The organism is Pseudomonas sp. SIMBA_041, assembly GCF_046535095.1.
Taxonomy (GTDB): domain Bacteria; phylum Pseudomonadota; class Gammaproteobacteria; order Pseudomonadales; family Pseudomonadaceae; genus Aquipseudomonas; species Aquipseudomonas mucoides.
This window is the reverse complement of the sequence record NZ_JAWRXJ010000003.1, coordinates 139,455-165,564: the sequence shown is the minus strand read 5'-3', so window position 1 is coordinate 165,564 and position 26,110 is coordinate 139,455. Positions and strand designations below refer to the sequence as shown.

General features: G+C 58.7%; 26 protein-coding genes. 18 read left to right on the top strand and 8 right to left on the bottom strand.

Going from position 1 to position 26,110, the window contains the following annotated elements:
- Positions 1 to 71: 71 nt before the first annotated feature.
- Both SB725_RS07910 and SB725_RS07905 read left to right on the top strand, forming a co-directional pair.
- On the top strand, positions 72 to 980 hold the full coding sequence (locus SB725_RS07910) for a LysR substrate-binding domain-containing protein (RefSeq protein ID WP_027923533.1): 909 nt from the start codon (positions 72 to 74) through the stop codon (positions 978 to 980).
- Positions 977 to 1,336: an MmcQ/YjbR family DNA-binding protein gene (locus SB725_RS07905; RefSeq protein WP_027923532.1), complete on the top strand. Its 360-nt coding sequence runs from the start codon at positions 977 to 979 to the stop codon at positions 1,334 to 1,336. Before SB725_RS07910 ends, SB725_RS07905 begins: the two co-directional genes overlap by 4 nt.
- Here SB725_RS07905 and SB725_RS07900 read toward each other — a convergent pair.
- Together SB725_RS07900 and SB725_RS07895 are read right to left on the bottom strand one after the other, a co-directional pair.
- On the bottom strand, positions 1,333 to 1,764 hold the full coding sequence (locus SB725_RS07900; protein ID WP_410921517.1) for a DUF1294 domain-containing protein: 432 nt from the start codon (positions 1,762 to 1,764) through the stop codon (positions 1,333 to 1,335). The genes SB725_RS07905 and SB725_RS07900 overlap by 4 nt on opposite strands.
- The gene (locus SB725_RS07895; protein WP_027923530.1) at positions 1,761 to 2,591 is read right to left on the bottom strand and encodes an undecaprenyl-diphosphate phosphatase; all 831 of its coding nucleotides are present in this window, start codon (positions 2,589 to 2,591) and stop codon (positions 1,761 to 1,763) included. The genes SB725_RS07900 and SB725_RS07895 overlap by 4 nt, the downstream gene beginning before the upstream one ends.
- Positions 2,592 to 2,883: 292 nt before the next feature.
- Here SB725_RS07895 and SB725_RS07890 point away from each other — a divergent pair, with 292 nt between their 5' ends.
- The 9 genes from SB725_RS07890 (at position 2,884) to SB725_RS07850 (ending at position 11,197) form a co-directional block, all read left to right on the top strand.
- Complete coding sequence (locus SB725_RS07890) at positions 2,884 to 4,518, top strand: methyl-accepting chemotaxis protein (RefSeq protein ID WP_027923529.1); 1,635 nt, start codon at positions 2,884 to 2,886, stop codon at positions 4,516 to 4,518.
- Positions 4,519 to 4,746: 228 nt separating this feature from the next.
- Positions 4,747 to 5,310 (top strand): nicotinamide riboside transporter PnuC, encoded by a 564-nt coding sequence (gene pnuC / locus SB725_RS07885; RefSeq protein ID WP_027923528.1) that lies wholly within the window; start codon positions 4,747 to 4,749, stop codon positions 5,308 to 5,310.
- Positions 5,307 to 5,831: an AAA family ATPase gene (locus SB725_RS07880; protein WP_194940382.1), complete on the top strand. Its 525-nt coding sequence runs from the start codon at positions 5,307 to 5,309 to the stop codon at positions 5,829 to 5,831. The genes pnuC and SB725_RS07880 overlap by 4 nt, the downstream gene beginning before the upstream one ends.
- A 356-nt stretch (positions 5,832 to 6,187) precedes the next feature.
- The gene (locus SB725_RS07875; RefSeq protein WP_027923526.1) at positions 6,188 to 6,643 is read left to right on the top strand and encodes a hypothetical protein; all 456 of its coding nucleotides are present in this window, start codon (positions 6,188 to 6,190) and stop codon (positions 6,641 to 6,643) included.
- 1 nt (position 6,644) lies between these two features.
- Entirely contained in the window at positions 6,645 to 7,223 is a 579-nt protein-coding gene (locus tag SB725_RS07870; RefSeq protein WP_027923525.1) for a hypothetical protein, read from the top strand.
- A 63-nt stretch (positions 7,224 to 7,286) separates the two neighbouring features.
- Positions 7,287 to 8,306, top strand: coding sequence for a heme utilization protein (locus tag SB725_RS07865; RefSeq protein WP_410921516.1), 1,020 nt, complete (start codon positions 7,287 to 7,289; stop codon positions 8,304 to 8,306).
- A gap of 63 nt (positions 8,307 to 8,369) precedes the next feature.
- Positions 8,370 to 9,050 carry a C39 family peptidase gene (locus tag SB725_RS07860; protein WP_027923523.1) on the top strand — a complete coding sequence of 227 codons (681 nt, stop codon included), beginning with the start codon at positions 8,370 to 8,372 and terminating at the stop codon, positions 9,048 to 9,050.
- Positions 9,051 to 9,094: 44 nt separating this feature from the next.
- The gene (locus SB725_RS07855; protein WP_410921515.1) at positions 9,095 to 9,838 is read left to right on the top strand and encodes a hypothetical protein; all 744 of its coding nucleotides are present in this window, start codon (positions 9,095 to 9,097) and stop codon (positions 9,836 to 9,838) included.
- Positions 9,839 to 9,883: 45 nt separating this feature from the next.
- Entirely contained in the window at positions 9,884 to 11,197 is a 1,314-nt protein-coding gene (locus tag SB725_RS07850) for a transporter (protein ID WP_027923521.1), read from the top strand.
- 69 nt (positions 11,198 to 11,266) lie between these two features.
- Here the strand turns inward: SB725_RS07850 and SB725_RS07845 are convergent, their stop codons facing one another.
- Complete coding sequence (locus SB725_RS07845; protein ID WP_194940004.1) at positions 11,267 to 12,592, bottom strand: sigma-54 dependent transcriptional regulator; 1,326 nt, start codon at positions 12,590 to 12,592, stop codon at positions 11,267 to 11,269.
- A gap of 344 nt (positions 12,593 to 12,936) precedes the next feature.
- Here SB725_RS07845 and SB725_RS07840 point away from each other — a divergent pair, with 344 nt between their 5' ends.
- From SB725_RS07840 to nhaB, 3 genes are all read left to right on the top strand, one after another.
- Positions 12,937 to 13,203, top strand: coding sequence for a hypothetical protein (locus tag SB725_RS07840; protein ID WP_027923519.1), 267 nt, complete (start codon positions 12,937 to 12,939; stop codon positions 13,201 to 13,203).
- Between the two features lie 270 nt (positions 13,204 to 13,473).
- A complete protein-coding gene (locus SB725_RS07835) occupies positions 13,474 to 14,760 on the top strand; it encodes a hypothetical protein (RefSeq protein ID WP_059180902.1) in 1,287 nt (428 codons plus the stop codon).
- A gap of 73 nt (positions 14,761 to 14,833) precedes the next feature.
- A complete protein-coding gene (gene nhaB, locus SB725_RS07830) occupies positions 14,834 to 16,336 on the top strand; it encodes a sodium/proton antiporter NhaB (protein ID WP_410921514.1) in 1,503 nt (500 codons plus the stop codon).
- 112 nt (positions 16,337 to 16,448) lie between these two features.
- On the opposite strand, the gene SB725_RS07825 is transcribed toward nhaB, so the two are convergent.
- From SB725_RS07825 to gnd, 3 genes are read right to left on the bottom strand one after another with little or no spacing between them, the layout of a single operon-like run.
- On the bottom strand, positions 16,449 to 17,279 hold the full coding sequence (locus tag SB725_RS07825) for a Cof-type HAD-IIB family hydrolase (protein ID WP_059180903.1): 831 nt from the start codon (positions 17,277 to 17,279) through the stop codon (positions 16,449 to 16,451).
- Complete coding sequence (zwf, locus tag SB725_RS07820; RefSeq protein ID WP_027923515.1) at positions 17,276 to 18,799, bottom strand: glucose-6-phosphate dehydrogenase; 1,524 nt, start codon at positions 18,797 to 18,799, stop codon at positions 17,276 to 17,278. The genes SB725_RS07825 and zwf overlap by 4 nt, the downstream gene beginning before the upstream one ends.
- Positions 18,796 to 19,776, bottom strand: a complete 981-nt coding sequence (gene gnd, locus SB725_RS07815; RefSeq protein ID WP_027923514.1) for a phosphogluconate dehydrogenase (NAD(+)-dependent, decarboxylating) — start codon at positions 19,774 to 19,776, stop codon at positions 18,796 to 18,798. The genes zwf and gnd overlap by 4 nt, the downstream gene beginning before the upstream one ends.
- Before the next feature lie 274 nt (positions 19,777 to 20,050).
- Here gnd and SB725_RS07810 point away from each other — a divergent pair, with 274 nt between their 5' ends.
- The 4 genes from SB725_RS07810 to SB725_RS07795 all read left to right on the top strand — a co-directional run bounded on the left by SB725_RS07810 (position 20,051) and on the right by SB725_RS07795 (position 24,870).
- The gene (locus SB725_RS07810) at positions 20,051 to 20,233 is read left to right on the top strand and encodes a DUF6026 family protein (protein WP_081743948.1); all 183 of its coding nucleotides are present in this window, start codon (positions 20,051 to 20,053) and stop codon (positions 20,231 to 20,233) included.
- A 194-nt stretch (positions 20,234 to 20,427) separates the two neighbouring features.
- Positions 20,428 to 22,164 carry a phosphoethanolamine transferase CptA gene (locus SB725_RS07805; RefSeq protein ID WP_027923513.1) on the top strand — a complete coding sequence of 579 codons (1,737 nt, stop codon included), beginning with the start codon at positions 20,428 to 20,430 and terminating at the stop codon, positions 22,162 to 22,164.
- A 168-nt stretch (positions 22,165 to 22,332) separates the two neighbouring features.
- The gene (locus tag SB725_RS07800; protein ID WP_410921513.1) at positions 22,333 to 24,567 is read left to right on the top strand and encodes a TonB-dependent siderophore receptor; all 2,235 of its coding nucleotides are present in this window, start codon (positions 22,333 to 22,335) and stop codon (positions 24,565 to 24,567) included.
- Positions 24,568 to 24,660: 93 nt separating this feature from the next.
- On the top strand, positions 24,661 to 24,870 hold the full coding sequence (locus SB725_RS07795; RefSeq protein WP_027923511.1) for a hypothetical protein: 210 nt from the start codon (positions 24,661 to 24,663) through the stop codon (positions 24,868 to 24,870).
- Between the two features lie 50 nt (positions 24,871 to 24,920).
- On the opposite strand, the gene SB725_RS07790 is transcribed toward SB725_RS07795, so the two are convergent.
- Both SB725_RS07790 and SB725_RS07785 read right to left on the bottom strand, forming a co-directional pair.
- The gene (locus SB725_RS07790) at positions 24,921 to 25,412 is read right to left on the bottom strand and encodes a GNAT family N-acetyltransferase (protein ID WP_027923510.1); all 492 of its coding nucleotides are present in this window, start codon (positions 25,410 to 25,412) and stop codon (positions 24,921 to 24,923) included.
- 102 nt (positions 25,413 to 25,514) lie between these two features.
- Positions 25,515 to 26,096, bottom strand: coding sequence for a DinB family protein (locus SB725_RS07785; RefSeq protein WP_410921512.1), 582 nt, complete (start codon positions 26,094 to 26,096; stop codon positions 25,515 to 25,517).
- Positions 26,097 to 26,110: the final 14 nt, after the last annotated feature.

The window sequence follows — 26,110 nt, the reverse complement described above, 5'->3', positions numbered from 1 at the left end:
GAAACCAATGGCTGATTAGACCGCAACAATGCGATAGTTCGTCCCACTGATAGAACAATCGGACTGCCGTCATGCAAGACCTCAATGATCTCTACTATTTCGCCAAGGTGGTGGAAGCCGGCGGTTTCGCGGCCGCCGGGCGTTTGCTCGGGATTCCCAAGTCGCGCCTGTCGCGGCGTATCGCCGAACTGGAAGAACGCCTCGGTGCGCGCCTGCTGCAACGCACTACCCGGCAACTCAAGCTGACCGCTGTGGGCGAGCGCTACCTGCGGCACTGTCAGGCGATGCTGCTGGAAGCGGAAATGGCCGATGAAGCGGTGGCCAGCATGTCCAGCGAACCACGTGGGCGCTTGCGAGTGTCCTGCCCCGTGGGCCTCGCGCATGAAATGTTGCCGACGGTCATCGCCCGATTTCTTGAGAAGTATCCGCAGGTGCAACTGGAAGTGATGCTGCTCAATCGCCGGGTCGACCTGGTGACTGAAGGCGTCGATGTCGCCTTGCGCGTGCGAGAGCTTGGCGACGAAGATCCGCTGCTGGTGACCCGACGCCTGCGCCAGGCACAAATGGCCATGGTCGCCACCCCGGCGTTTTTGCACGAACGTGAAATCAATCACCCCGAAGACCTGAAAACCCTGCCGGTGCTCGGCGCCCTTGAAGCCGACCGCATGGTGCATATCCGCCTGCTGGATCAACAGGGCAAAAGTGTCGATCTCAGCATGGAGGCGCGGCTGGGCATCGATGACTTTATCGTGCGCAAGGCCTGCACCCTCGCCGGCCAGGGTTTTACCCTGTTGCCGATGATGTATTGCGAGCCGGAGCTGGAAGACGGTTCGCTGGTTCAACTGTTGCCCGATTGGTCGTTGCCTGGCGGCTGGCTGCAAGCGGTCTACCCTCACCGGCGCGGGGTGATGCCGGCGGTTCGTGCCTGGCTCGACCATTTGATCGAAACATTCAGCGCCTGTGGGGACCGTTTGATATGAAGGCTGGACGTATGAACGAAGAGGATGTCGCGCAGTTCTGTCTCGCGCTGCCGGGTGCGCGGGAAGACTATAAATGGGGCGGTGTACGGGTATTTTCGATTGCCGGAAACAAGATGTTCGCGTTGCAGAACTTGCGCGGCGATTCCCTGGCCTTCAAAGTCGACAAGGACCTGTTCCTGGGGCATTGCGATCGACCGGGCATCCACCCGGCTCCCTATCTGGCGAGAGCCCAGTGGATCATCATGCAAACGCCCTACCCGCTGGGCGCCGAAGAACTGCAAGGCTTATTGCAACGGTCCCACCAATTGGTGGTGAGTAAACTGCCCAAGCGCACCCAGGTGGGACTGCTGCTTTAAAACAAAGCCAACAGATTCGCGCCGAGAAACATCTGATCGATCCAGAACACCTGGTGCAGCAACACAATCAGCCAGAACAGCAGTTGATAGGAGACTTTGCGGGTCTTGTGCCGAAACACCTGCTGGGCCAGCAAGGCGCCGGGCCAGCCACCGGCCAGTTCGACCGCGTGCAAGACGTTTTCCGGCGTGCGCCAGGCGTCGGTGCGGGCCTTGCGTTTGTCGCTCCAGTACAGGAAAAACGCCAGCACACTGACGATCCCGTATGCCGCCAGCGGAATCAGCGACACCCCACGCAGCCAGAGTGACACCGACCCAAACAGCGGCAACGCGCACAGCACTGCGAAAACCAGCAGTTTGAGCCGCAGGTTCTGGATGCGCTCTCCCCCGGACCTGCGTCCGGGGTCGTGGTGCCTGCCGGCGTCACTCATGGCTTGGCCGCGGACCAGTCAACCCAGCCGAACTGCCAAGTGGCCAGAATGACCAGGCCGAACACAATGCGGTACCAGGCGAACGCTGCGTAGCTGTGGCTGGCGATGAACTTGAGCAGGCCACGGACCGCGATCATCGCGAAGATGAAGGCTGTCACGAAACCGATCGCGAACACTGGAAAATCAGCCGGCACGAACAGGTGGCGGTATTTGAACCCCGAATACACCGCCGCCGCGACCATGGTCGGCATCGCCAGGAAGAACGAGAACTCGGTAGCGGTCTTGCGCGACAGGCCAAACAGCAACCCGCCGATGATGGTCGACCCGGAACGCGATGTCCCTGGAATCATGGCCAGGCATTGGGCGAAACCGACTTTCAGCGCATCTTGCCAGGTAATCTCGTCGACGGTTTCGGCATGCACCTGATGTTGGCGTTTCTCGGCCCACAACATAATCACACCGCCCACCACCAACGCCGTCGCGACGGTAATCGGGTTGAACAGGTAATGGTGAATCAGGTCGGAGAAAATCACCCCCAATACCACCGCCGGCATGAAGGCGATCAGCAGGTTGGCGGTGAAGCGACGCGCGCTCGGTTGCGTTGGCAAACCGGTGACCACATCGAGAATCTTGCGACGAAACTCCCACACCACCGCCAGGATTGCACCCAACTGGATAATGATGTTGAACGCGATAGCCCGCTCACCACCAAAGTTGAGCAAGTCGGCGACGATGATCTGGTGCCCGGTACTGGAAATGGGCAGAAACTCTGTCAGCCCTTCTACTACGCCAAGTATCAATGCCTGAAAGGCGGTCCAAAGATCCATCAATCCCCCAAAAGCAATGCCCCCAGGCATGCCCCGTTAGTTTTATTTAAACGTTCATCGCGCTGAGCGTAGTTGAAGTTCCGCGCGCACAGGATCCAGACGAAACCGTAAAAATTCCGTGAAAAATCGAGCGTGATTCAGGTTTTTCCGCGCGGGGCCGAAATCCTATCAGACAAGCCTTTAAAACGCTGCTGCGGAATAGGACTTGGGTCGCATAGGCCCGACCGGCAAAGCGTGGTTGGATGCGGGCATTGGTTTATGACAATAAAAAGAAAACTGGAGTAACCGCGTTATGAACAGCTTGCGCAGTGTGTCGATCAGCCGACGCTTGTGGCTCATCTTGATCGTGTCGGTGGTGATGCTGCTGACGTTGGGCATGTTGATGCTCAAGCAGATTCACGACGACCTTTATCAGGCCAAGGCGCTGAAAACCCAGCACGTGGTACAGACCGCCAGCGGCATTTTGAATTACTACCATGACCTGGAAACGGCCGGCACCCTCACGCGCGAGGCCGCGCAGAAACAGGCACTGACCGCGGTTCGCGGACTGCGCTACGACCAGAGCGACTATTTCTGGATCAACGACCTGACGCCGGTGATGATCATGCACCCGGCCAACCCCAAGCTGGACGGCCAGAACCTCTCGGCCATCCGCGACCCGGACGGTTTTGCGGTGTTTAACGAAATGGTCGCCGTGGCCAAGGCCAAGGGCGCCGGCATGGTCAACTACCGCTGGCCGAAACCGGGCGCCAGTGCCCCGGTGGAAAAAACCTCTTACGTCAAACTCTTCGAGCCTTGGGGCTGGGTGATTGGCTCGGGCGTGTACATCGACGACACGCAGGCCGAATTTAACGGCCAGGTATGGAAGGCCACTTTCCTCGGCGTGGTCATCGCGCTGGTGATGGCGCTGTTGGTGATCCTGATTGCCCGCAGTATTGTGCGCCCGCTCCAAGACACCGTGAACGCCATGGCCAATATCGCCAGCGGTGAAAGTGACCTGACCCGCAGCCTCGATACCCACGGCCGGGACGAAGTGGCGCAACTGGCACGACACTTCAACGCGTTTACCACCAAGCTGCGCCTGGTGATCACCGAGCTGCAGGTGTCCGCCAGTGCGTTGGGTCAGTCGTCCAGTGAGTTGGGTAATGACGCTGCCCAGGCTCAGCAACGCAGCCAGCAACAGTCGCAGCAGATGGAACTGGTGGCCACGGCGATTAATGAAGTGACCTATGGCGTGCAGGATGTGGCGAAGAACGCCGAGCATGCGGCCAGCGAAATGCGCGATGCCGAATCCCAAGCGCAGCAAGGCCAGATCAACATCGACGGCAGCTTGCAGCAGATCGACAAACTGTCCGGCACCATCGATCAGGCAGTCGAGGTGATTCGTACCCTGGCAACGGAAAGCACGCAGATCGGCAGCGTCCTGGAGGTGATCCGCTCCATCGCCGAGCAAACCAACCTGCTCGCCCTCAACGCCGCCATCGAAGCGGCCCGGGCCGGTGAGCAGGGTCGCGGGTTCGCGGTGGTGGCCGATGAAGTGCGCCTGCTGGCCCAGCGCACGCAGAAGTCCACGGCGGAAATCCAGTCGATGATCGAACGCCTGCAAAGCCATTCGGAGGCGGCGGTCAAGGTCATCGGCGACAGCAGCCGCGCCTCCCAACTGACCATCGAACAAGCCGGTCTGGCCGGTGCGAGCCTGAATGCGATTGGCCAGGCGTTACGCAACCTCAACGGGCTGAACGCGTCTATCGCCAGCGCGACGTTGCAGCAGGCCCATGTGGTGGAAGACATCAATCAGAACGTGACCCAGGCCGCGGGCTTGTCCCACAGCACCGCGTTGGCAGCGGAGCAATCGAGTGTGGCCAGTGTTCGGCTGAAAGACCTGAGCGAGCAGTTGAACGGTTTGCTCAAGCAATTTCGCGTGTAACCCCCCTGTAGCAGCTGTCGAACAACGGGAGGCTGCGTTCGGCGACGAAGTCGTCGTGAATTCAGGCAGCGCGGTGTTTGAGTCAGACCGCGTGTACAGGGTTTACGACAGCTGCGCTGCCGAACGCAGCCTCGCGCTGCTCGACAGCTGCTACTAGCCTGCAGGTTCTACTTGGCGGCGGCTGCCGGTACAATCCGCCCCCCACTTCGCTCTCCCCAAGGAACCTCCATGTCCGGGCTTGAACTGTTTGCCGCTGCCCTCGGTGTGATCGCCGTCTGGTTGACGGTCAAACAGAACCCCTGGTGTTGGCCAATTGGCCTGGTCATGGTCCTGCTGTACAGCTGGATCTTTTTTGAGGTGAAGCTCTATTCGGACATGCTCCTGCAAGTGATCTACGCCGCGCTGCAACTCTATGGCTGGTGGCAATGGACCCGTGCAGGCGAAGCGAATACCGGTCGGCAGGTCAGCCGGCTTGACTCGAAATCAGTCGCTTTGGGCCTCGCGGTCGGCGCGCTGGGCAGTGTGCTGTTGGGCGCCGCCATGGCGCACTGGACCGATGCTGCCCAGCCATGGCTCGACGCTGCACTCACGGGGTTCAGCCTGGTCGCGCAACTGTGGATGGCGCAAAAACGCGTGCAATGCTGGCCGCTGTGGATCGCCGTCGATGTCATTTTCGTCGGGCTGTTCATCTACAAAGGCATGTACCTCACGTCGGCCCTCTATGCGCTGTTCCTGCTGCTGGCCGTGCAAGGCTGGCGTGAATGGCGTGCCGACCCGGTACTGCGCGCATGAAGGTGCTGGTGCTCACGGGGCCCGAATCCAGTGGCAAGAGCTGGCTGGCGGCTGAGTTACAGGGCCATTTCGGCGGTGTGCGGGTTGATGAATACGTGCGCTGGTTCATTGAGCAGAACCCACGCGACACCTGCCTGGGGGATATTTCCGACATCGCCCGCGGCCAGTTGCAATGGGAAGATGAAGCCCGCTCCCGGCAGCCCCGGCTGTTGATTCTCGACACTCATTTGCTGAGCAATATCCTCTGGAGCCAGACCTTGTTTGGCGACTGCCCTGAATGGCTTGAGCCGGCATTATTGGCTCGCCATTACGATTTTCACCTGCTGCTATCGCCGGAGCACGTCGACTGGACAGATGACGGCCAGCGCTGTCAGCCCGAACTGAGTGAGCGCCTGGAATTTTTCAAGGCAACTCACCTTTGGCTCGAACAGCACCGCCAACCGTTTCAGGTCCTGCGGGGAAGCTGGGAAAACCGCCGGGGGCAGGCCTTTGATGCGGTCACCCGACTGCTGGTTTCCTGAGCCGGTTTTGGGTCGATTTCCCCAGCCATTTCCCCTGTTTTGGGGCAAGAGTGTCCATTCGTGAAACACTCATCTACCCGCAAACAGGCCATTTCAGCGCCCTTCATCATCTTGTCATGACTCTTGTTAAGCGCTTGAAACACATCCTCGCAAACCCTTGTTCCAGAGCTTTGCGTCGCGATTGTTCAGCCAAACCCTGTCGAGCTTGTCTCAGCCATGAAACAGCGGACGTATCGCGCGCTTTTCACAAAATGTTAACCCGTTGAATTAAAACGACAATTCAAAAGCGGCACAGCTTTCGCTCTCTCCTTCCCAACGCTGACAAGGGCCAGCCCACAAAAGAAGGAATTGCTGCCGTGGGGACTTTCAATAAAGGCATGACCTGCCTACTGCTGATCGGATGTGCCGCCACGTCGGTACTCAGCCTCAACGCTCAGGCTGATGGCAATGGCGTCATCGTTCTCACACGTGATGTCCAACCCGTCCCAATTGGCCGCACTGGCGGCAAAGACCCCTACCCGACCACCGTCAATGCCAACCCTTCGGCACGCATCACGTCGACCATGAGCAACACCGAGTTGACTGACGGTGATTTCGCCAGCATTGCCAGCGGCTCGACCATCAGCGGCAACATCAATCCAAATTCAACCGGTGGCAGCATGCCAGGCCTCAATGTCGTGACCAATCCCAACGGGATGCCTGGCATGAGCGCCGGCCACGGTGGTGGCAGCGGTGCCGCGATTTCCGGAACCATCAATCGGGCCATGAGTTCCGGCATGGCCCCACTGACCAGAATGGCCGGAGGTCAATGACATGAATCGTAGCCTGATCTTTCTCGCCTTGTTCGCCAGTGCCAGCGCCATGGCCGACTCCGGTGTTCCAACCGTGAACAACGCCACCATCCAGGATGCCGGCGTTCAGTACAAAGGCAACTTGAACGTCAACCAGGCGGCCGGCGATCAACAACAACAAACCAACGTTCGCGCCATCGCAATCGGTACCAATGCCGGGGCGAGCACCAAGATTCACCAGTCAATCGACACCTCCGCCAATCCGTCCATGAATGCGACGGCCACCATCGGCGGAACCTCTTTCAGTAATGGCAACGGTGTACTGGGCGTCAACCAGAGCGCCGGGGCCAACAACCAGATGGCCAACGCTGCGCGGATCAGCATCAGTGCTGGACCGCAGAGCGTCGACGATAGCGCCCTTTCTCAACAGAACGTGGCGTTGCTACCAAGCTCAGGAGCAACTGGGTCCCAAACCGGCAGTCGCCAGGTCGTTACCAGCGACCAGGCCTTCACCGGCAGCCGAGGGATTATCCAGGTGAACCAGAGTGCCGGGGTGGGGAACCGAATGGCTAACACCCTGAGCATCCGGGTCGCTGACTGACCCAAACGCAGTGCGATTAGAAAGTACCAACACTTAACCAACTAATAAGCACGGAGAAACACCATGAAACCTACAATGGCTCTCAAACCACTGGTTTTCGCTCTCGCAGCAGTGATGGCAATCGCAGCACAAGCAGGCGGTCGTGATGATGATCACGGTCATGGCAATGGTCACGGAAACGGGCATGGCAGTCATCAGCCTAAAGGCCCAACCCTGGATCAGATTCTTTCAATTACGGCTGGCGCCGGCGCTACTGTTCTGGATACACAGGACAGCGATGGCAACACAGTGCTGAACCAAGGCACCAAAAATGGTGCTGCGCTCGACAACTCGCTCAATGGTTCCAACGGTAATATGGGCGCTAACGTGGCCGCCGGCGACGGCAACCAACAAGACAACGCCGCCGCACTGGCTACTGCTGACGAAAGCTTCATTTTCGGTTCTGCAGTGGCGGCTTCCAGCGCCACACAAAACAACACCAACAACACCGTTGCCAACTACTCTAATACCAACACCGCCACGCTCACCAATGCAGGCAACAATGGTTCCGGCAACATCGGGATGAACGTGACCGCTGGCAACTTCAACCAACAGAAAAACAACCTGGCGATTGCTGTATCGGGTGGCCGTGTAGCCGCAGCAGCCGCATCGGCTGACCAAAGCTCCAGTGGTCTGCAAGTGGCCAACAACGGCACTCAGACCTACAAAACCGACACCCTCAGAGGCACCTTCACTGCTGCTGGCGCGTTTGTAGCAGCGGGTAAAGCAGTGTCTACTCCTGCTGACGATGATCATGGCCACGGTGGTTATGGCAACGACAACAGAGGTGGTGGTCATGGCGGCCATGACGATGGCAAAGTCAATTCCGACTTCGTTGCAGTTGGCGTCTTCGGTCTGGCTGGCGTAACCACTCAACAATACCTGACTCCAGATGGCTGGAAAAACCCTGTGACCAACACTGCTGTAATGCAAAACTCGATGAACAACTTCTCCGGCAACGGCGGAGCCAACGTATCGTCTGGTGTAGGCAACCAACAAAGCAACTCGCTGTCCATCGCCGCAGGTTGCAAAGCCTGCCTGTAATCGCGATCGAAATGAAAGCCCCGGCAACGGGGCTTTTCCACAGTCCGCCAAGGCGTATCGATCATGCGTAAGACTGCCCTTTTCGCCCTCCTCTGCCTGTCTGGCCTGACTCAGGCCGCACAGATGCCAGTTGCCGCCCTGCCTGGCGGCGTGCTGGTCTATAAGCAGGTGCAGAGTTTGCGTGAGCGCAAGTTTGCCGACATTGTCGAACAGAAAACCGACTTCAGCTGTGGCGCTGCCGCACTGGCGACGGTGTTACGCCAGGCCTATTGGCTCGACGTCGATGAGGAGCACATCATCAAAGGCATGCTGGTCAACGCTGACCAGAACCTTGTTCGTACGCAAGGTTTCTCCATGCTGGACATGAAGCGCTACATAGAAAGCATCGGCATGCGCGCCAGGGGCTACAAGATCCCACCTGAAAAGCTGGATGCTGTAACGATTCCGGTGGTGGTACTGATGGAAATTCGCGGCTACAAGCACTTCGTGGTGTTGCAGCGTGCTGACAAGAACTGGGTCTATATCGGCGACCCGGTACTCGGACACAAACGCTACTCCCACGATGACTTTGTCAAAGGTTGGAACGGCATTGTCTTCGCTATCGTAGGTCCCGGTTATGACAAAACCAATGCATTGCGCAGTCCACCGGTACCACTGACGGCCAAGAACAAGCTGGATACTTTCAATCCTGTCAGAGACGCTGAATTGATGGATTTTGGTTTCATACAGAGCGACTTCTTTTAATCGCCAAAAGATGATAGTGGGGCAGGATGCTCCGGGAGCAGCAGATGAAAAGTTCATACTGGCTGGCCGTTGCCTGTCTGGCAGCGAGCGCATCAGGCTATGCCAATGGATTCAAACCCATCGAAATAAAGGATCAGGAACTGGCCCAGTTGCGCGGCCGTTATGTAATGCCCGGCCGGATTATCAGCTTCGGCGTGGTCATGAGCAGCACCTGGCGCAACGCCAGCGGAGACGTCATCGGCGCAGCGTCGTCCATGCAGATCCAGGCAACAACGATCAAACCCGAATTCTACGTATCAACCATCAAGATCGACGGCAATGGCACTACGCCTGACCAAGGCGCCGGCAGTGTGATTGGTGGAGCAGGCCTGGCGACCAGCCAAGGCGTTACCCAAAGTGTTCGCGCCGCCGGGGACGGCAACACCGCCTACAACAACGTCTCGATCGACGTGAAGGAAGCCAACCAGGCTCCTGCGCTTGTGCCAGGTCAAGGACAAGCCCTGATGGCCGGACAAACCATCACCGGCAGCAACGCCGCCGGCAGTGTCGCCGTGTCAGCCACCGGGGGTGGCATACAAATGGCTATTCAGGCCAGCGGCAACCAAGGCACTGCACTGCAACAAGTCGCCCAGGGCGGATTGCTGCAGAACACCCGATTGCTGGGCAACAGCAACATGGTCAATAACCTCACTCAACTCAACGTGGTGCTCAATAATAATGGCCCGAGTGCTGGCGCATTGGACTGCAACCTGACCCAACTTAACGCCCTACGCACCTTAGGATATTGAACTACGCTGACTCTCGACCATTGGGCTTTAAGGGACGGCTAATTCATGTATCGATCAGTGTCACTGCGCGCAGTAGTTTGTTTGAGCACTCTGTTTCCGGCGGCGATGTTGCAAGCAGCACCCAACGCCGACGTAGAGGCCCTGAAACAGGAACTTCTGGAGCTAAAGCAACGATACGAAGTACAACAAAAAGCCCTGGCGGTACTCGAACAACGGGTCCGTCAGGTAGAGGACCAACCCGTAGCTCCCCCACCAAAACGCCTGGCCAAGTCGCCAGCCGACATGAAAGGGAACGCGGGGACCGCGGTAGCCACAGGGACTGGCGCCGCAGCCGCATCGGGGGGAGCCGCAGGGGGCAGTGGCAGTTCTTATGGCCAATCGCTGGCTGACGATTCACAACCGGCACAGAGCGTTTCCAACCTGTACGACGAAGCCAGCGGGTTCTTCGGCGGCGGCAAATTCAGCGTCGAAACCGGGCTCACTTACTCCCGATACGACACCCGCCAGCTGATTCTCAACGGCTTTCTCGCACTGGACTCGATCTTCCTTGGCAACATCAACCTCGATCGGATCAAGGCTGATACCTGGACGCTCGACCTCACCGGTCGCTACAACTTCAACAACCGCTGGCAGTTCGACCTGAACGTGCCAGTCATTTACCGCGAGTCGACGTACCAGTCCGGTGGCGGCAATCAGGGCGCGGCTAACGTCACCACTGAAGCGACTGTCACCCAGGATCCGGAAATTGGTGACGTGAACTTTGGTGTCGCCTACAAGTTTATGGACGAGTCGGTGAACACTCCGGATGCCGTGTTCACCTTCAGGGTCAAGGCGCCTACGGGCAAGGATCCGTTCGGGATCAAACTGCGCCAGACCGACGCCAATACCAACCTGTTCGTACCTGACTCCCTGCCAACCGGTAACGGCGTTTGGTCCGTCACCCCGGGCATTTCGCTGGTCAAAACCTTTGACCCTGCGGTGTTGTTCGGCAGCTTGTCTTACACGCACAACTTCGAAGAATCCTTCGACGACATCAGCGCGACGGTCAACCAGAAAACCCCGGGCAAGGTGCAAATCGGCGACAGCTTCCAGATCGGCGCGGGTATTGCGTTTGCCCTGAACGAAAAGATGAGTATGTCGTTCTCGGTGTCTGACCTGGTGCAACGCAAAAGCAAGCTGAAACAGGATGGCGGGGACTGGGAATCCGTGGTCTCCAGCGATGCAAACGCCGGCTACTTCAACATCGGCATGACCATTGCGGCCACCGACAACCTCACAATTGTTCCCAACCTGTCCATGGGTATGACCGACGATGCCCCGGACTTCCAGTTCAGCCTGAAATTCCCTTACTACTTCTAACCCCTGACAAGGAATGGAAAAGGCCCGCTGCGATGCAAGTCGCAGCGGGCCTTTTCGTTTTGCCGCGCCCTAGCGGATCTGATGTTTGTGCAGCAATCGGTAGAACGTCGGGCGTGAAACACCCAATACTCTGGCGGCGACACTGAGGTTGTCACTGTGCCGATTCAGTACATCGCACAATGCCTGGCGCTCGGCGCGCGTCTTGTAGTCTTCGAGCGTGCCCATGGGCGTAGCGAAGGCTTGCTGGCTGATCAACCCAAGATCCCGCGCTTCGATTTGCCGCCCTTCGGCCAACACCAGTCCACGCCGTACCCGGTTGGCCAGTTCGCGGACATTGCCCGGCCAATCATGCTTGCCCATGGCAATCAGCGCGTCCTCACTGAAACTGCGCGGACGGCGGCCGGTTTCATGGCTATAGAAATGGGAAAAGTGGTTGGCCAGCATCGACAGATCGCCGTGGCGTTCACGCAACGGCGCGGTGACCACCTGAAGCACGTTCAGGCGGTAGTACAAATCTTCACGGAAGCGTTTCTTCTCGATGGCGGCCTCAAGGTCGACGTGTGTTGCCGCCAATACCCGCACGTCCACCGGAATCGGCTGACTGCCGCCTACACGTTCAATGTGTTTTTCCTGTAGGAAGCGCAACAGATTGGCTTGCAGTTCCAGCGGCAAATCGCCGATTTCATCGAGGAACAACGTGCCGCCGTTCGCCGCTTCGATCCGCCCGACCTTGCGTTGATGGGCGCCGGTGAAGGCGCCCTTCTCATGGCCGAACAACTCGGACTGAATCAGGTGTTCGGGAATCGCGCCGCAATTGATCGCCACAAAAGGTTTGCTGTGGCGTTGGGATTGTCGGTGCAGGGTGCGGGCGACCAACTCCTTGCCGGTGCCGCTTTCGCCGCGGATCAAGACCGGAGATTCGGTGGGCGCCAGTTTACTCAACAACTTGCGCAGTTCACGGATCGGTTTGCTGTCGCCCAGTAATTCGTGCTCAGGCTGATCGATGTGAATCGTGCCCTGGCCACGCAGGCGCGCCATACCGAAGGCCCGCCCCAGGGTGACCTGAACCCGGGAGACGTCAAACGGCAACGTGTGAAAATCGAAAAACCATTCACAAACGAAGTCCCCGACATTCTGCAAACGCAGGACTTCCTGATTGAGTACGGCGATCCACTCGGTGCCGCTGCGGCTGATGAGCTCTTTGACGGCTTCCGGGCGTTCCAGGTGGAAAGGTTGTAATCGCAGGAGGCCAACGTCGCAGGTTTTATCGCCGGCATTCTCCAGAGAACAGCTATCAACATCCCAACCCACAGAACGTAAACCCGGTAACAGACGATGGCAGTCGTCACAGGGGTCTACTACTAACAGACGTCGTAACGCGGGCGTTTCGATCATGACTGTTCCTTGGCGCCAAATATTAGGAAATATTAGTAAAAACAGTCATTTGGCGGACCTGGCTGTAACATTAGCAAGAATTTGACACGGCCTTGTATCGATTGACTATAGAGCAGCCACTTAATAAGTTATAAGCAACGACTTGCTTAGTTACCTAACGAGTTGAACCTTTCATTTAGCTTTCAGAAGAAGCCCCTGCTATTGAGTATATGAAAGAAAGTTGAAATTTCTTTTGTTTGGGTGTGACCTGACCCCCTATTGGGTGCATCAGTACAAGTAACCAGCCGAACGGTAAGCCCAACCGACGGCACATCACTTGATTGGGCATACAGAGAGAAGACCCCATGACCGCCCCGCTCCGTATCAACGAAGCTCTTTTGATTGCCGACCGCGCATTTCAACCTTTCCAATGCGTTGCCTGGGCTCAACAAGACGGCAACGGCGAGCTCTGCATCACCGTCATCGACCGCACCAAAACCCATATCGGCCGCACCCAGATCCCTTGCAGCGCCTATACCGATCCTGCACAACTCGAACACCTGCTGGAGCAGGCCCGTGCCGAACTGAGCCAGGAAGGTTATAAACTGCAATCGTGGTCCATGCCGCATTAAGGGTGTTTGCGGATTACTTTCGGGTCATCCGCCCTTCCCCCGTTTATCTGGCTGATTGCGACAGTAACAGCCCACTTAATACTTCAACTTCCTCGCCACGTATTACTTGGCTGCCTTGTCAGTGGTTCGAAAAGACACTGTTCTGGCACACAGTGACCCTCCGTCTGTTAGTTATGACCGTTGTGCGATCGCTCATTCAGGGATTGAATGTTTCGCAGGCAGTTGCCCTCCCGCATCCGGGTTTCGGTCAGCTCGCAAGGAGATGCGCGAATGCCACACCAGACGGCTTTTGCCCTACCAACGCAGAACATCGCTGGCGACCTCGATAAAGGTTTTGCCGCCAACGGTAAAGCCCAAGTGTATTTCGCAGGCAGTACCTCAAGCATCGCCAACAGCGTGGAAATCGACTCGAATGGTCGTGTGCTGGTGGCGGCAACCGTCGGCATGCGAGACGGCAATTGCTTTGGCCTGGCCCGCTTACTGGAGGACGGCTCGGCAGACTTGGCATTCGGCCTTGACGGCAGCGTTATCGGGCAATTCCAGCGCGGTCACGAGGCCATGGCGGGCAAAGTCCACGTCCTCGCCAACGGACACCTGTTGGTGGCCGGTCTGCACTATGAAAACGCTCACCGAACGCTACCCGCGCTGGCACTGTTCGACTCGCAAGGTCACCCCGTCGAACATTTCGGTGACAACGGGCGCTGTGTCGTCCGCCTGCCGGGAAACCTGTCCCAAGGCATGCGCGACCTCTGGTTGCCTCCGGGGGTTCCGGGGGCCGAAGCCTGCGACGTCCAGGTCCAGGCAGACGGCCGGATCCTGCTGCTGGCCAACCATCATTTTGAACTGGCCGATCACGTCGGTCTGCTGATACGTCTCACCCGCCAAGGTGAACTGGACACGTCCTTCAACGGCCGGGGCTTTGTCATCGTCCGGCATTTATTGATGAACTCCTGGCTCAGCAGCCTGATGGTGCAACGTGACGGCCGGATCATGGTGGGTGGGTCGATCAATTTTCCCGAAGAAGGCTTGCTCGCCCGTTACCTCCCCGATGGCCGCCTCGATGACACGTTCGCCGTGGATGGTTTTATGACGTTCAAGGCCGAGGAACGCGGCGCTCAGGTCAGCCAGATCATCGAGCAGGACAATGGCGACTTGCAGTGTTTCGGCAGCAGCCGCGACCCCATGCATTGCCTCGCCTTCAAAGTACACAGCAACGGCCGCCCGGACGCCCATTGCAACAGCGGCCATCCCCAACTATTGAAAATCGGCCGTAGCGGGTGCCAATGGACAGCCGCCCGGCGCCTGAGCGACGGTCGTGTATTAGCGGTCGGCGCCACGATCGGTGGGGTTGAAGCCGACTTTCTGTTAGCCCGGTACTTACCGGGTGGACAGCTGGACCCAGGGTTTGCCGAAGGCAGCTGCTGGGTTCGCACGCGTCTGGGCCGCAGCCTGGACACGGCCACGTCGGTGGCCGCTCAGGCTGACGGAAGAATCGTCGTCGGCGGTTATTCGCTGGATGGCAACTATAAGGCCATTGTCGTGCGACACTTGGGCTAGACCGGCATTTCCGCACTTGATATTCCCATCTTGTTACGGCAAGTTGCGCGCTTCTTAATACAAGGAGTAGCCGATGTCCGGTTCAATGGCCCAGGCGTTCGCGCATAACTTTCTCGGCCACTCACCTCGCTGGTACAAGGCGAGCATTCTCGGTTTCCTGATTCTCAACGCACTGGTGCTTTGGACCGTAGGTCCGGTCGTGGCCGGTTGGTTGCTGGTGCTGGAATTCATCTTCACCCTGGCCATGGCGCTCAAGTGCTATCCACTGATGCCTGGCGGGCTGCTGCTGATCGAAGCCCTGCTGCTGAAAATGACCACACCGCAGGCACTGTATGACGAACTGGTGCACAACTTTCCGGTGATCCTGCTGCTGATGTTCATGGTGGCCGGCATCTACTTCATGAAAGACCTGCTGCTGTTCCTGTTTTCGCGCTTGTTGCTGGGGGTTCGCTCCAAAGCGCTGCTGGCGTTGATGTTCTGCTTCCTCTCGGCATTCCTGTCGGCATTCCTGGATGCCTTGACCGTGACGGCGGTGATTATCAGCGCGGCCGTGGGGTTTTATTCGGTGTATCACCGCGTCGCCTCGGGCAATGATCCCCGCCAGGACAGCGAGTTCAGCGATGACCAGCACCTGCCGCGACTCCACCATGAAGACCTCGAACAGTTCCGCGCCTTCCTGCGCAGCCTGTTGATGCACGGTGCCGTGGGCACGGCGTTAGGCGGTGTATGCACGTTAGTGGGTGAGCCGCAGAACCTGCTGATCGGCCATGAGATGGGCTGGCACTTCGCCGAATTCTTTTTGAAAGTGGCCCCGGTTTCGCTGCCAGTGCTGGTGGCCGGCCTGGTGACCTGTGTGTTGCTGGAGAAACTGCGCTGGTTCGGTTACGGCACTCTCCTGCCGGACAACGTGCGTACCGTGCTGGCCAACTATGCCGCCGAAGACAACGCCGAACGTACCCCACGCCAGCGCGCCGCCTTATTGGTCCAGGGCGCCGCGGCGTTGATCCTGATTGCAGGGTTGGCGTTTCATATCGCGGAGGTCGGCCTGATCGGGCTGATGGTGATCATCTTGATCACTGCATTCACCGGCATCACCGACGAGCACCGGATCGGCAATGCGTTCAAGGACGCCATGCCGTTCACCGCGTTGCTGGTGGTGTTTTTTGCGGTGGTGGCGGTGATTCATGATCAGCAACTGTTCACGCCGCTGATCCAGTGGGTCCTGGCGCTGCCGGCCGACCAGCAACCGGGCATGTTGTATATCGCCAACGGCTTGCTGTCGGCTATCAGCGACAACGTGTTTGTGGCGACCATTTACATCACGGAAGTGAAACGGGCGTTCATTGCCGGTCATATGTCCCGCGAGCACTTCGAGACGCTGGCCATTGCGATCAATACCGGGACGAATCTGCCCAGCGTGGCGACCCCCAATGGCCAGGCAGCATTTCTGTTTCTGCTGACCTCGGCGATTGCGCCGCTGATTCGCTTGTCGTATGGGCGGATGGTGTGGATGGCGTTGCCGTACACAGTGGTGATGGGTGTGTTGGGCTGGTATGCGGTCAGCTACTGGCTGTAACCCTGACCAAAAACTGCAGGAGTGAGCCTGCTCGCGATAGCGGTCATACATTCAACGATGATGTTGACTGATAGGGCCTCATCGCGAGCAGGCTCACTCCTGCACGGGGGATTTATGTGGGTTGGCGAGGGAGGATGTATTGCTCGATCGCCTGGGCCGCACCGTCTTCGGTGTTTGCGCCCGTCACCACGTCGGCCTGACGCTTGACCGCCTCTTCCGCCTGCCCCATGGCAATCGACAGTCCGGCGCGATGAAACATCGCCGGGTCGTTGCCGCCATCGCCCAGCGCGGCGGTCTGTTCCAGCGCGACCCCGAGGTACTCGGCCAGTGTTGCCAGCGCCGCGCCCTTGTTCGCCTGCATCGCCGTCACGTCCAGATACACCGGCTGTGAACGCGAGACCTGGGCCTGCCCCTCAACCTTGGGCAGTAATTGCGCCTCCAGCTCGATCAGCAACCCGGTGTTATGGCTGGCCGCGACAATTTTGTCGATGCGTTCCAGGTACGGTTCGAAACTCTCAACCACGACTGGCGGATACCCCAGGCCATGCTGCTCCCGGGGAACCATCGGGCCATTGGCGTCCTTCAACAGCCAGTCGCCACCGCTGAACACCCAGACTTCAATGTCCGGCAGATCGGCGAACTGCGTCAGGGTGATGAGCGCAGCGGTGGCCGGCAAGTAATGGGCCACCAGCAAGCTACCGTCCGGGTTGACGATCGTGCCGCCATTGAACGCCGCCGTCGGCACATCGACGCCTAATGCTTCGATCTGCTGCAACATCGCTTTCGGCGGGCGCCCGGTGGCCAGGCTGAACAGCACGCCCGCCTCGCGCAACGAACGGACCGCAGCAATGGTGCGCTGACTGAGCGTGTGATCAGGCAGCAACAACGTGCCGTCCATGTCACTGAGCAGAAAACGGATGGGCTGTTGCGTGGTGCCTGTCATCCGAGGCTGTGCCAGACGCGACCGTCACGGGTCAGCAGCTTGTCGGCGTCGACCGGGCCGTCCTCACCTGCCGCGTATGGCTGAACCGTTGCGTCCTGCTGCCAGGCATCGAGGAACGGCTGGACGGCGCGCCAGCCGTTTTCGATGTTGTCGGCGCGCTGGAACAGCGTCTGGTCGCCGGTCAGGCAGTCATAGATCAGCGTTTCGTAGCCGGTAGACGGCTGCATCTCGAAGAAGTCCTTGTAGGCAAAACCCAGTTCGATATTGGCCATCTTCAACGCCGGGCCAGGCCGTTTGGCCAACAAGTCGAACCACATGCCTTCGTTGGGCTGAATCTGGATGCGCAGGTAGGTCGGTTGCAACTCATCGACCTCGGTGTCGCGGAACTGCGCATACGGCGCCGGCTTGAAGCAGATCACAATCTCGGTATCGCGCACGCTCATGCGTTTGCCGGTACGCAGGTAAAACGGCACGCCGACCCAACGCCAATTGTCGATCATGACTTTGAGCGCCACGTAGGTTTCGGTCGTGCTGTCGGGTGCCACGTTGTTTTCCTGGCGATAACCCGGCAGCGGGTTGCCGTCGACTTCGCCGGCGGCATATTGACCGCGGACCGAGTTGGCCCGAGCCTCTTCGGTGGACCAGGGGCGAATGGCCCCCACCACCTTGGCCTTCTCCCCACGTACCGCATCGGCGCCAAACGCGGCCGGCGGTTCCATTGCCACCATCGCCAGTAACTGGAACAGGTGATTGGGCACCATGTCCCGCAGGGCGCCGGTGTGTTCATAAAAACTGCCACGGGTTTCGACACCGACGGTTTCGGCGGCGGTAATCTGCACGTGGTCGATGTAATGGTTGTTCCAGAAGGCTTCGAACAGGCTGTTTGAAAACCGGCTGATCAAAATGTTCTGCACGGTCTCCTTGCCCAGGTAGTGATCGATCCGGTAGATCTGGTTTTCCGTCATCACCTTGAGTAAACACGCATTCAAGGCTTCGGCGGTTTGCAGGTCGGAGCCGAACGGTTTTTCGATGACCACCCTTCGGAACGATTCAGGCGTTTCCTGCAGCAAACCCGCCGCGCCTAGCCGACGCACCACTTCGCTGAAGAAACGTGGCGCGGTCGCCAGGTAGAAGACCGCGTTGCCGGTGCCGCTGTCGGCGATTTTGGCCGCCAGCGCTTGATAAGTGCTGTCGTCCAGGAAGTCGCCCTGGACGTAGCTGATGCCTTGGGCCAGTTTGTCCCACACCTGCGGATCAAGGGCTTGATCGCCCTTGCCGACCTTGGCGGCCACTTCGGTTCGAATGAAGTCTTCGAGCTTGCGGGCAAAGGCATCGTCAGTGATGGCGTTGTGGTCAACGCCGATGATCCGCAATCCATCCCCCAGCAGACCGTCGCGACTCAGGTTGTACAGCGCCGGCATCAGCAAGCGCTTGACCAGGTCACCGTGGGCACCGAACAGGAACAGCGTGGTCGGTGGTGCGGGTTCTGCCTTGGATTTATTGCGGATCAGACGGGTCATTTTTTCGAAGTCTCCACATGGCCGCCGAAGCCGAAGCGCTGGGCAGAGAGAATCTTGTCGCCAAAGGTACCTTGACCGCGCGAACGGTAGCGCGAGAACAGCGAGTTCGACAGCACCGGTACCGGCACCGACTGTTCCATGGCGGCTTCGATGGTCCAGCGACCTTCACCGCTGTCAGCCACCGAGCCGGAATAGCCATCGAGTTTCGGATCGCTGGCCAGTGCGTCGGCGGTCAGGTCGAGCAACCAGGACGAGACCACGCTGCCACGACGCCAGACTTCGGCGATGTCGGCGACGTTCAGGTCAAAGCGCTGGTCTTCCGGCAGGTTGGTGCTGGCCTTGGTCTTGAGAATGTCGAAACCTTCGGCGAAGGCCTGCATCATTCCGTATTCGATGCCGTTGTGAATCATCTTCACGAAATGCCCCGAACCTGCAGGGCCGGCGTGGATGTAGCCACGCTCGGCGCGATCGTCATCGGACTTGCGGTCCTTGGTGCGCGGGATGTCACCCATGCCTGGCGCCAGGCTGGCGAACAGCGGGTCAAGGCGTTGAACCTCTTTGGCATCGCCGCCAATCATCATGCAGTAGCCGCGCTCCAGGCCCCACACGCCGCCGGAGGTGCCGACGTCGATGTAGTGCAGGCCTTTTTCCGACAAGGTCTTGGCCCGGCGGATGTCGTCCTTATAGAAGGTGTTGCCGCCGTCGATGATGGTATCGCCAGCTTCGAGCAGGTTGCTCAGGGTCTCGATGGTGTCTTCGGTCGGTGCGCCGGCTGGCAGCATGACCCAGACCGCTCGCGGTTTGGCCAGGCCGGCGACCAGGGCCGGCAAGTCTGCGACGCCCGTGGCGCCCTCGGCAGCCAGGGTATCGATAAAGGCGGTATTGCGGTCGTAAACGACAGTGGTATGCCCATTGAGCATCAGGCGCCGCGCAATATTGCCGCCCATGCGGCCCAGTCCAATGATCCCGAGTTGCATGTGCTGATGCTCCCTACTACAAATAATGTGTGTCAAAGGTTATAGCCCAACGTGAGTCATGGGGGGTTAGTCCAGAGCGTTGGCACATAGTTTCCGGGCATTGTGCCCGATCCTGATTGATAACGTCGGTAATCGCGCCGAAGACACAACGACCATGAAAAATAAAAAAGTTCCCTTGTGAGGCAAAAGAAATCAAAATCAGCGCCGATAGTAGATCAGCACCCGCTTGCAAGGGGCGGTTCTACAGTTGAGACAACCATTTGCGAGGTGAGCAATGGGCACAGTACACGCAGCACGGCCAGCACAGACCCTTTACGTTACGATTCGTCGGGATGAATTGCGTCAATTGAAAGAAGAGCGCGACCTCTTGAAGCAGGAACTCGCGCAACTGCGCCAGCTGACTCAAGGCACTCAATCGCCCTCCTTGCCCGTTACCCAACGCGCACCTCACGCCTGATTTTTCAGGTGAATCGGAGACAGCCTTGCGCTGTTTCCGACCTCGTTTTGCCCCCGCGATCTCTGCCAGTTCACAAATTTTTCACAAATGCTGACTGATAATTCCTTCCATTATGGCCACTCGGTTCTCGTGTGGTTTCCGTTCGTCGGCAAGGGATGGCACGACGTCGAAGTGATTTCTGGCTGGAGCGTTGAATGGCTTTGTTTAAACGCAGCACTGCGTCTGCGAAAGGTTTCGATTGGGCAGGATTCCTCTGGCTATTCCTGTTCTTCTGGTATTTTTCCGGCATCACCCAATTACTCATTCAACTGACTGGCACCTCGGGCTTTACCGGGTTCCGCCAGGCGTTTGTGATGAGCGCCATCTGGCTTGCGCCGATGCTGTTGTTCCCTAAACAGACGCGCGTGATGGCGGCGGTGATCGGTGTCGTGCTGTGGGCCTGCTCGATGGCCAGCCTGGGTTACTTCTTTATTTACCAGCAGGAGTTTTCTCAAAGCGTCATCTTCATCATGTTCGAGTCGAACATCTCTGAAGCTGGCGAGTACATGACCCAGTATTTCGCCTGGTGGATGGTCGCGGCGTTCCTCGCCCACACACTGTTCGCTTATTTCCTGTGGACTCGCTTGCGCCCGGTCGTATTGCCGCGCGGGCAGGCACTGGTTGCCGCGACGGCCATTGTGATTGCCGTGGTCGGCTACCCGCTGGCCAAACAGACCGCGCGCACCGGCAGCTTTGCAGAAGGTTTCGACAAGTTCGAAACCCGCATCGAGCCTGCCGTGCCTTGGCAGATGGCCGTGGCCTATCACCGCTATCTGGAAACCCTGGCGGGCATGCAAGACATGCTGCACAGCGCGAGCAAGATTGCACCGCTGAAAAACCTGACGGACACCATGGCCAACCAGCCGGCGACCCTGGTGCTGGTGATCGGCGAGTCCACCAACCGTCAGCGCATGAGCCTCTACGGCTATCCGCGTGAAACCACACCGGAACTGGACAAGCTCAAGGATCAACTGACGGTCTTCGACAACGTCATCACCCCACGCCCTTACACCATCGAGGCGTTGCAGCAGGTGCTGACCTTCGCTGACGAAGAAAATCCGGACCTTTACCTGTCCACTCCATCGCTGGTCAGCATGATGAAACAGGCGGGCTACAAGACGTTCTGGATCACCAACCAGCAAACCATGACCAAGCGCAACACCATGCTGACGACCTTCTCCGAGCAGGCCGACGAGCAGGTGTACCTGAACAACAACCGTAACCAGAACGCTGCGCAGTACGACGGCGACGTGGTCGAGCCGTTCAACAAGGCACTGGCCGATGCCGCGCCGCGCAAGTTGATCGTGGTGCATTTGCTCGGCACACACATGAGCTACCAGTACCGCTACCCGCCGACGTTCGACAAGTTCACCGACCGTAAAGGCGTGCCGGACGGCGTGCGCGACGACCAGGTGCCGACATACAACAGCTATGACAACGCAGTCCTGTACAACGACTTCGTGGTATCGAGCCTGATCAAGGACTACGCCAAGTCCGATCCGAACGGCTTCCTGCTGTACCTCTCCGACCACGGCGAAGACGTGTTCGACTCCGTCGGCCACACCACCCTCGGCCGTAACGAGAACAAGCCGACCGCGCCGATGTACACCATCCCGTTCATGGCCTGGGCATCGCCGAAATGGCGCGAAAACCATGACTGGAGTTTTGCCGCAGACCTGAGCCGGCCTTACAGCAGCTCGCAGCTGATTCACACCTGGGCTGACCTCGCCGGTTTGAGCGCTGATGAACTGGACCGCAGCAAGAGCCTGGTCAGCGCCAACTTCAAGCCGCGCCCATTGATGATCGGCAACCCTTATGAGCGCCAGGTGCGCCCTCTGATCGACTTCAGCCTGATGAAGCCGAAAGTTGATTCGAAAATCGTTCAACAGTAGATCCATTCAGGGGCCGATTCCGGCCCCTTTTGTTGCGCCCTGCGCAAAACCTCCCCTCTTCGATACACTTTAAAACGAGATTAATTCTCGTTTATTGCTAAATCCCCTCTCCTCTCTTCGTCTTTGAACAAACGGAAATTTTCCATTGACGACAAGGAGTCGGCTGCGATGTTCGCGCCCATCACCCGTTCCATGACTTTGACCTTCGGCCTGTGCAGCGCCGCACTCAGCCCTGATGTGCTGGCCGAGACTGATCCCGACAAACAGCCCGCCACCCTTGAACTGGCCGCCACCAGCATTTCCGCCGACAGCCTGGGCAGCACCACCGAAAACACCGAGTCGTACACCACCGGCGCCATGAGCACCGCGACGCGCTTGAACCTGTCGATCAAGGACACGCCGCAATCGGTGTCCGTCGTCACCCGTCAGCAAATGGACGATTTCAAACTCGGCACGCTGTCCGAAGCCATGGGCCAGACCACCGGCATCGTGGTCCAGCACAATGACTCGGACCGGGTCAGCTATTCGTCCCGTGGGTATTCGATCACCAACTTCCAGATCGACGGGATGCTCAATACTTTCAGCTACATGAAGTCGGATTCGGACACCATCATCTACGACCGCATCGAAGTGGTTCGCGGCGCGACCGGCCTGACCACCGGCGCCGGTGATCCGTCGGCAACGATCAACATGGTACGCAAACGACCGACCGCGCAGTGGGAAGCGCTGAGCGGGGTCAGCGCTGGCAGCTATGACGACTACTACAGTTACGTGGACGTCGGCGGGCCGCTGGCCTTCGATGGCCGCTTGCGCGGGCGCAGCGTGATGGCGTATCGCGACAGCCATTCCTACCGTGACAAGTACCAACTGCAACGGGAAGTCGGCTACGGCATTATTGAAGCCGACCTGACCGACGACACCCTGCTTGCGGTGGGTTACGACTATCAGGACAAACAGGTGCAAGGCACGTCCTGGGGCACGGTCCCGTACTGGAACGCCGACGGCAGCAAAGCCCATCTGGGCCGTTCCACCAACATGGCCACGCCGTGGAGTTCCTGGCCGCTGAAGGACAAGACAGCATTCGCCACGCTGGAGCAGCAACTCGGTGCGGGCTGGCACTTCAAGGCGGCCTACACCCATCGCGAGAGTGACACTGACGGCAAGATTTACTACGCCGGTGGCGGTTTCCCCGAGGCGGATCGCAGCGGTATGGTCGCCAACGTCAGCCACATGGTCGGCACGCAAAAGATGGACGTGTATGACTTCAACGTGGCCGGGCCTTACTCACTGTTCGGGCGTGAACACGAAATGATGATCGGCTATGGCGAGTCGCAACGCAGTGAAGACAATCCTTACACGGTGGATGGCGCACGGCGGTCGGATTACGAAAATGTGCCTGACTGGAAATACATGGGCGGCATTCCAAAATTCCCCGACACCGTCACCAGCCTGCAAGGCGCTCATGAAAAGACCCGACAAAAAGCCGGCTACCTGGCCACGCGCCTGACCCTGGCCGACGACCTGCACGCGGTACTGGGCAGTCGTTATGGCACGTGGGAAATCTCGAAAAAGTCCAACAGTTACGACAACAACCTGCAACTGGCCGGCGTCGAAACCACCCGCCAGCAGCACAACGACATGTGGACGCCCTACGCCGGTCTGCTTTACGACATCACACCTGAGTACACCGCTTACGTCAGCTACACCGACATCTTCAAGCCGCAAGACGCCCGCGACAGCAACCGCAAATACCTGGAACCGGTAGTGGGCAGCAACTATGAACTGGGGCTCAAGGGCAGCCTGCTGGAAGAACGCCTGAACCTGGCCACGGCGCTGTTCTGGAACAAGCAAGATAACGTCGCCGAACTCGACGACTCTGTACCGCCGGACCCGGTCACCGGCGAGGAGTTTTTCAAATCCGGCGGCAAAGGCAACAAGGTCCAGGGGTTTGAAGCCGAGGTCTCGGGCGAGCTCATGGCGGGCTGGAACATGACGGCCGGCTACACCTACACCCACTCGGTCAATGGTGAAAAGCAACGCACCAACACCCCTCAACCGCTGAATATGGTGCGGCTGTCCACGGCGTATCGCCTGCCCGGCGAATGGCAGGCCCTGACCGTCGGTGGCGCGGTGAACTGGCAAAGTGACGTCTACCGCGCGGCCAGGCGCCCGATCGGACGGAGCGCCAATGATGAAGTGATCACCACCAGCGCGAACATCCGCCAGGAGGCCTACAGCGTGGTGAAGTTGATGTCGCGGTATGAGTTCGACCGGCACCTCTCGGCATCGCTGAACGTCGATAACCTGTTCGACACGAAGTACTACGACAACGTCGGGTTCTACAACGGCGTGTTTTGGGGTGACCCGCGCACCGTCACGTTAAGCCTGGACTGGAAGCTCTAGCGTGCTCATTCCCATTTGGCGGAATCGGCAGATAATGTCCCTGCGACATTGCTTCATGGACGAAAGGCCCTTAACCCGTAATGGGAGGCACCCATGAAATGTACGACCCTGATCGTTGCTGGCCTGATGATGTTCGGCTCAGTCTCTGCCTTTGCAGAATACGGCTCCGAACGCATGCGGTATTACTACGAGACGCTGCATCTCGCCCAGCAAAAGGCAAATGGCTTCGAGATCAAAAATATTGAACTGCGTGTTCCGAGCGATCAAACCGCACAAGTGACCGAAAACTACAAACCGAAGTAATCGAAGCCAGCCGGGCGTCCTGAGGGGCGCCCTTTTTTATGCCTGAGCAGTTAAAGCGCCTTGGTCCAGAACAGCATGCGGCCATGGGCCGGATCGAACATGCCGGCGGCAAACCCGAACTTGCCGTAGGACGCCTGTGCGACCGCATTGCCTTCGAGGACTTCCAGGGTGATCTTGCAGCAACCCCGCTGACGGGCAATGTCTTCAACCTTTTGCAGCATCTTCTGGCTCAGCCCCAAACCGCGGAACTGCGGGACCACCGACACGTCATGCACGTTGACCAGTGGCCGACAGGCAAAGGTCGAGAAACCTTCGAAGCAATTGACCAACCCGGCCGGCGCGCCGTCGACGAAGGCCAGTACACTGAACGCGTGGGGACGTTTGGCCAGCTCTCCGGGCAACTGCTGCAGGGTATCTTCGGGCAGTGCATGCCCGCCGCCCATCGGGTCCTGGGCATAGGCATTGAGCACCACGCCAATCGCCTCGGCGTGCACCGGGTTGGTGTAGCTGGCCTGAAGTACCAGAATGTCTGCGGATTCCATTTCCATCGTTGCTATCCCGTCGAGTTATCCCGGCGCGTCACTCGCGCCGCGAAGTCGAAGGACATTAGCGTGAGTCGCCATCGCCGACAACCCGAACCTGCCTCAAACACCCCAGATCAGCGTCTCGGTCCAGCCCAGTTCGGCAAAATCCGCCGCCCGCAAACCCGACTCGCCAGAGCAGAAAAACTCATCCAGTTGCGGCGGTGCCACCGAGGTGCCGCTGAGCATGGCATGGACCTGGCCACGATGATGAAGCTGGTGTTCGAACAGATGGGACAGCAGACGTAAACGGCTGTCATGTTGCGGCGTGTCCCGGGCGATGGTGACGATTCGTCCCAGGTCTGTATCGCGCAATTGCTCGCAGTAGGCAATCAACCGATTGTCCACCAGCGATTGCTCGCGCTTGAGGTCTGCACCGACGCTGCATGGCTCGTCTTCCTTGAAAAAAACGTAGCAGTCGGGGTGTGGATCATCACCGCGCAACTCGCGCTCCAACGCGTCCACGTAAAACCAGTCGCAGGTCAGGATGTGATTGAGGGTGGCGACGAGGCTGGGGAAAAAACTGACTCGCGGGGCCGAGAGCTCGGCCGGGGTCAACTGGTTCCAGGCCTTGGCCAGTCGGTAATTGGCCCAGGCGTTTTGATACGCCATGGTCAGCAAATGGTGAGACAGGGGCTGATTCATGTTCACGGCTCCCG

Excerpts from the sequence above, each read along its gene's own strand:
- SB725_RS07810 (WP_081743948.1), top strand. The coding sequence starts at position 20,051 with ATGGGCACAGTACACGCAGCACGGCCAGCACAGACCCTTTACGTTACG.
- SB725_RS07800 (WP_410921513.1), top strand. The coding sequence starts at position 22,333 with ATGTTCGCGCCCATCACCCGTTCCATGACTTTGACCTTCGGCCTGTGC.
- nhaB (WP_410921514.1), top strand. The coding sequence starts at position 14,834 with ATGTCCGGTTCAATGGCCCAGGCGTTCGCGCATAACTTTCTCGGCCAC.
- SB725_RS07850 (WP_027923521.1), top strand. The coding sequence starts at position 9,884 with ATGTATCGATCAGTGTCACTGCGCGCAGTAGTTTGTTTGAGCACTCTG.
- SB725_RS07860 (WP_027923523.1), top strand. The coding sequence starts at position 8,370 with ATGCGTAAGACTGCCCTTTTCGCCCTCCTCTGCCTGTCTGGCCTGACT.
- SB725_RS07905 (WP_027923532.1), top strand. The coding sequence starts at position 977 with ATGAAGGCTGGACGTATGAACGAAGAGGATGTCGCGCAGTTCTGTCTC.
- gnd (WP_027923514.1), bottom strand. The coding sequence starts at position 19,776 with ATGCAACTCGGGATCATTGGACTGGGCCGCATGGGCGGCAATATTGCG.
- pnuC (WP_027923528.1), top strand. The coding sequence starts at position 4,747 with ATGTCCGGGCTTGAACTGTTTGCCGCTGCCCTCGGTGTGATCGCCGTC.
- SB725_RS07900 (WP_410921517.1), bottom strand. The coding sequence starts at position 1,764 with ATGAGTGACGCCGGCAGGCACCACGACCCCGGACGCAGGTCCGGGGGA.
- SB725_RS07880 (WP_194940382.1), top strand. The coding sequence starts at position 5,307 with ATGAAGGTGCTGGTGCTCACGGGGCCCGAATCCAGTGGCAAGAGCTGG.
- SB725_RS07840 (WP_027923519.1), top strand. The coding sequence starts at position 12,937 with ATGACCGCCCCGCTCCGTATCAACGAAGCTCTTTTGATTGCCGACCGC.
- SB725_RS07785 (WP_410921512.1), bottom strand. The coding sequence starts at position 26,096 with ATGAATCAGCCCCTGTCTCACCATTTGCTGACCATGGCGTATCAAAAC.
- SB725_RS07835 (WP_059180902.1), top strand. The coding sequence starts at position 13,474 with ATGCCACACCAGACGGCTTTTGCCCTACCAACGCAGAACATCGCTGGC.
- SB725_RS07845 (WP_194940004.1), bottom strand. The coding sequence starts at position 12,592 with ATGATCGAAACGCCCGCGTTACGACGTCTGTTAGTAGTAGACCCCTGT.
- SB725_RS07825 (WP_059180903.1), bottom strand. The coding sequence starts at position 17,279 with ATGACAGGCACCACGCAACAGCCCATCCGTTTTCTGCTCAGTGACATG.
- SB725_RS07855 (WP_410921515.1), top strand. The coding sequence starts at position 9,095 with ATGAAAAGTTCATACTGGCTGGCCGTTGCCTGTCTGGCAGCGAGCGCA.
- SB725_RS07870 (WP_027923525.1), top strand. The coding sequence starts at position 6,645 with ATGAATCGTAGCCTGATCTTTCTCGCCTTGTTCGCCAGTGCCAGCGCC.
- SB725_RS07805 (WP_027923513.1), top strand. The coding sequence starts at position 20,428 with ATGGCTTTGTTTAAACGCAGCACTGCGTCTGCGAAAGGTTTCGATTGG.
- SB725_RS07795 (WP_027923511.1), top strand. The coding sequence starts at position 24,661 with ATGAAATGTACGACCCTGATCGTTGCTGGCCTGATGATGTTCGGCTCA.
- zwf (WP_027923515.1), bottom strand. The coding sequence starts at position 18,799 with ATGACCCGTCTGATCCGCAATAAATCCAAGGCAGAACCCGCACCACCG.
- SB725_RS07910 (WP_027923533.1), top strand. The coding sequence starts at position 72 with ATGCAAGACCTCAATGATCTCTACTATTTCGCCAAGGTGGTGGAAGCC.
- SB725_RS07890 (WP_027923529.1), top strand. The coding sequence starts at position 2,884 with ATGAACAGCTTGCGCAGTGTGTCGATCAGCCGACGCTTGTGGCTCATC.
- SB725_RS07865 (WP_410921516.1), top strand. The coding sequence starts at position 7,287 with ATGAAACCTACAATGGCTCTCAAACCACTGGTTTTCGCTCTCGCAGCA.
- SB725_RS07895 (WP_027923530.1), bottom strand. The coding sequence starts at position 2,591 with ATGGATCTTTGGACCGCCTTTCAGGCATTGATACTTGGCGTAGTAGAA.
- SB725_RS07790 (WP_027923510.1), bottom strand. The coding sequence starts at position 25,412 with ATGGAATCCGCAGACATTCTGGTACTTCAGGCCAGCTACACCAACCCG.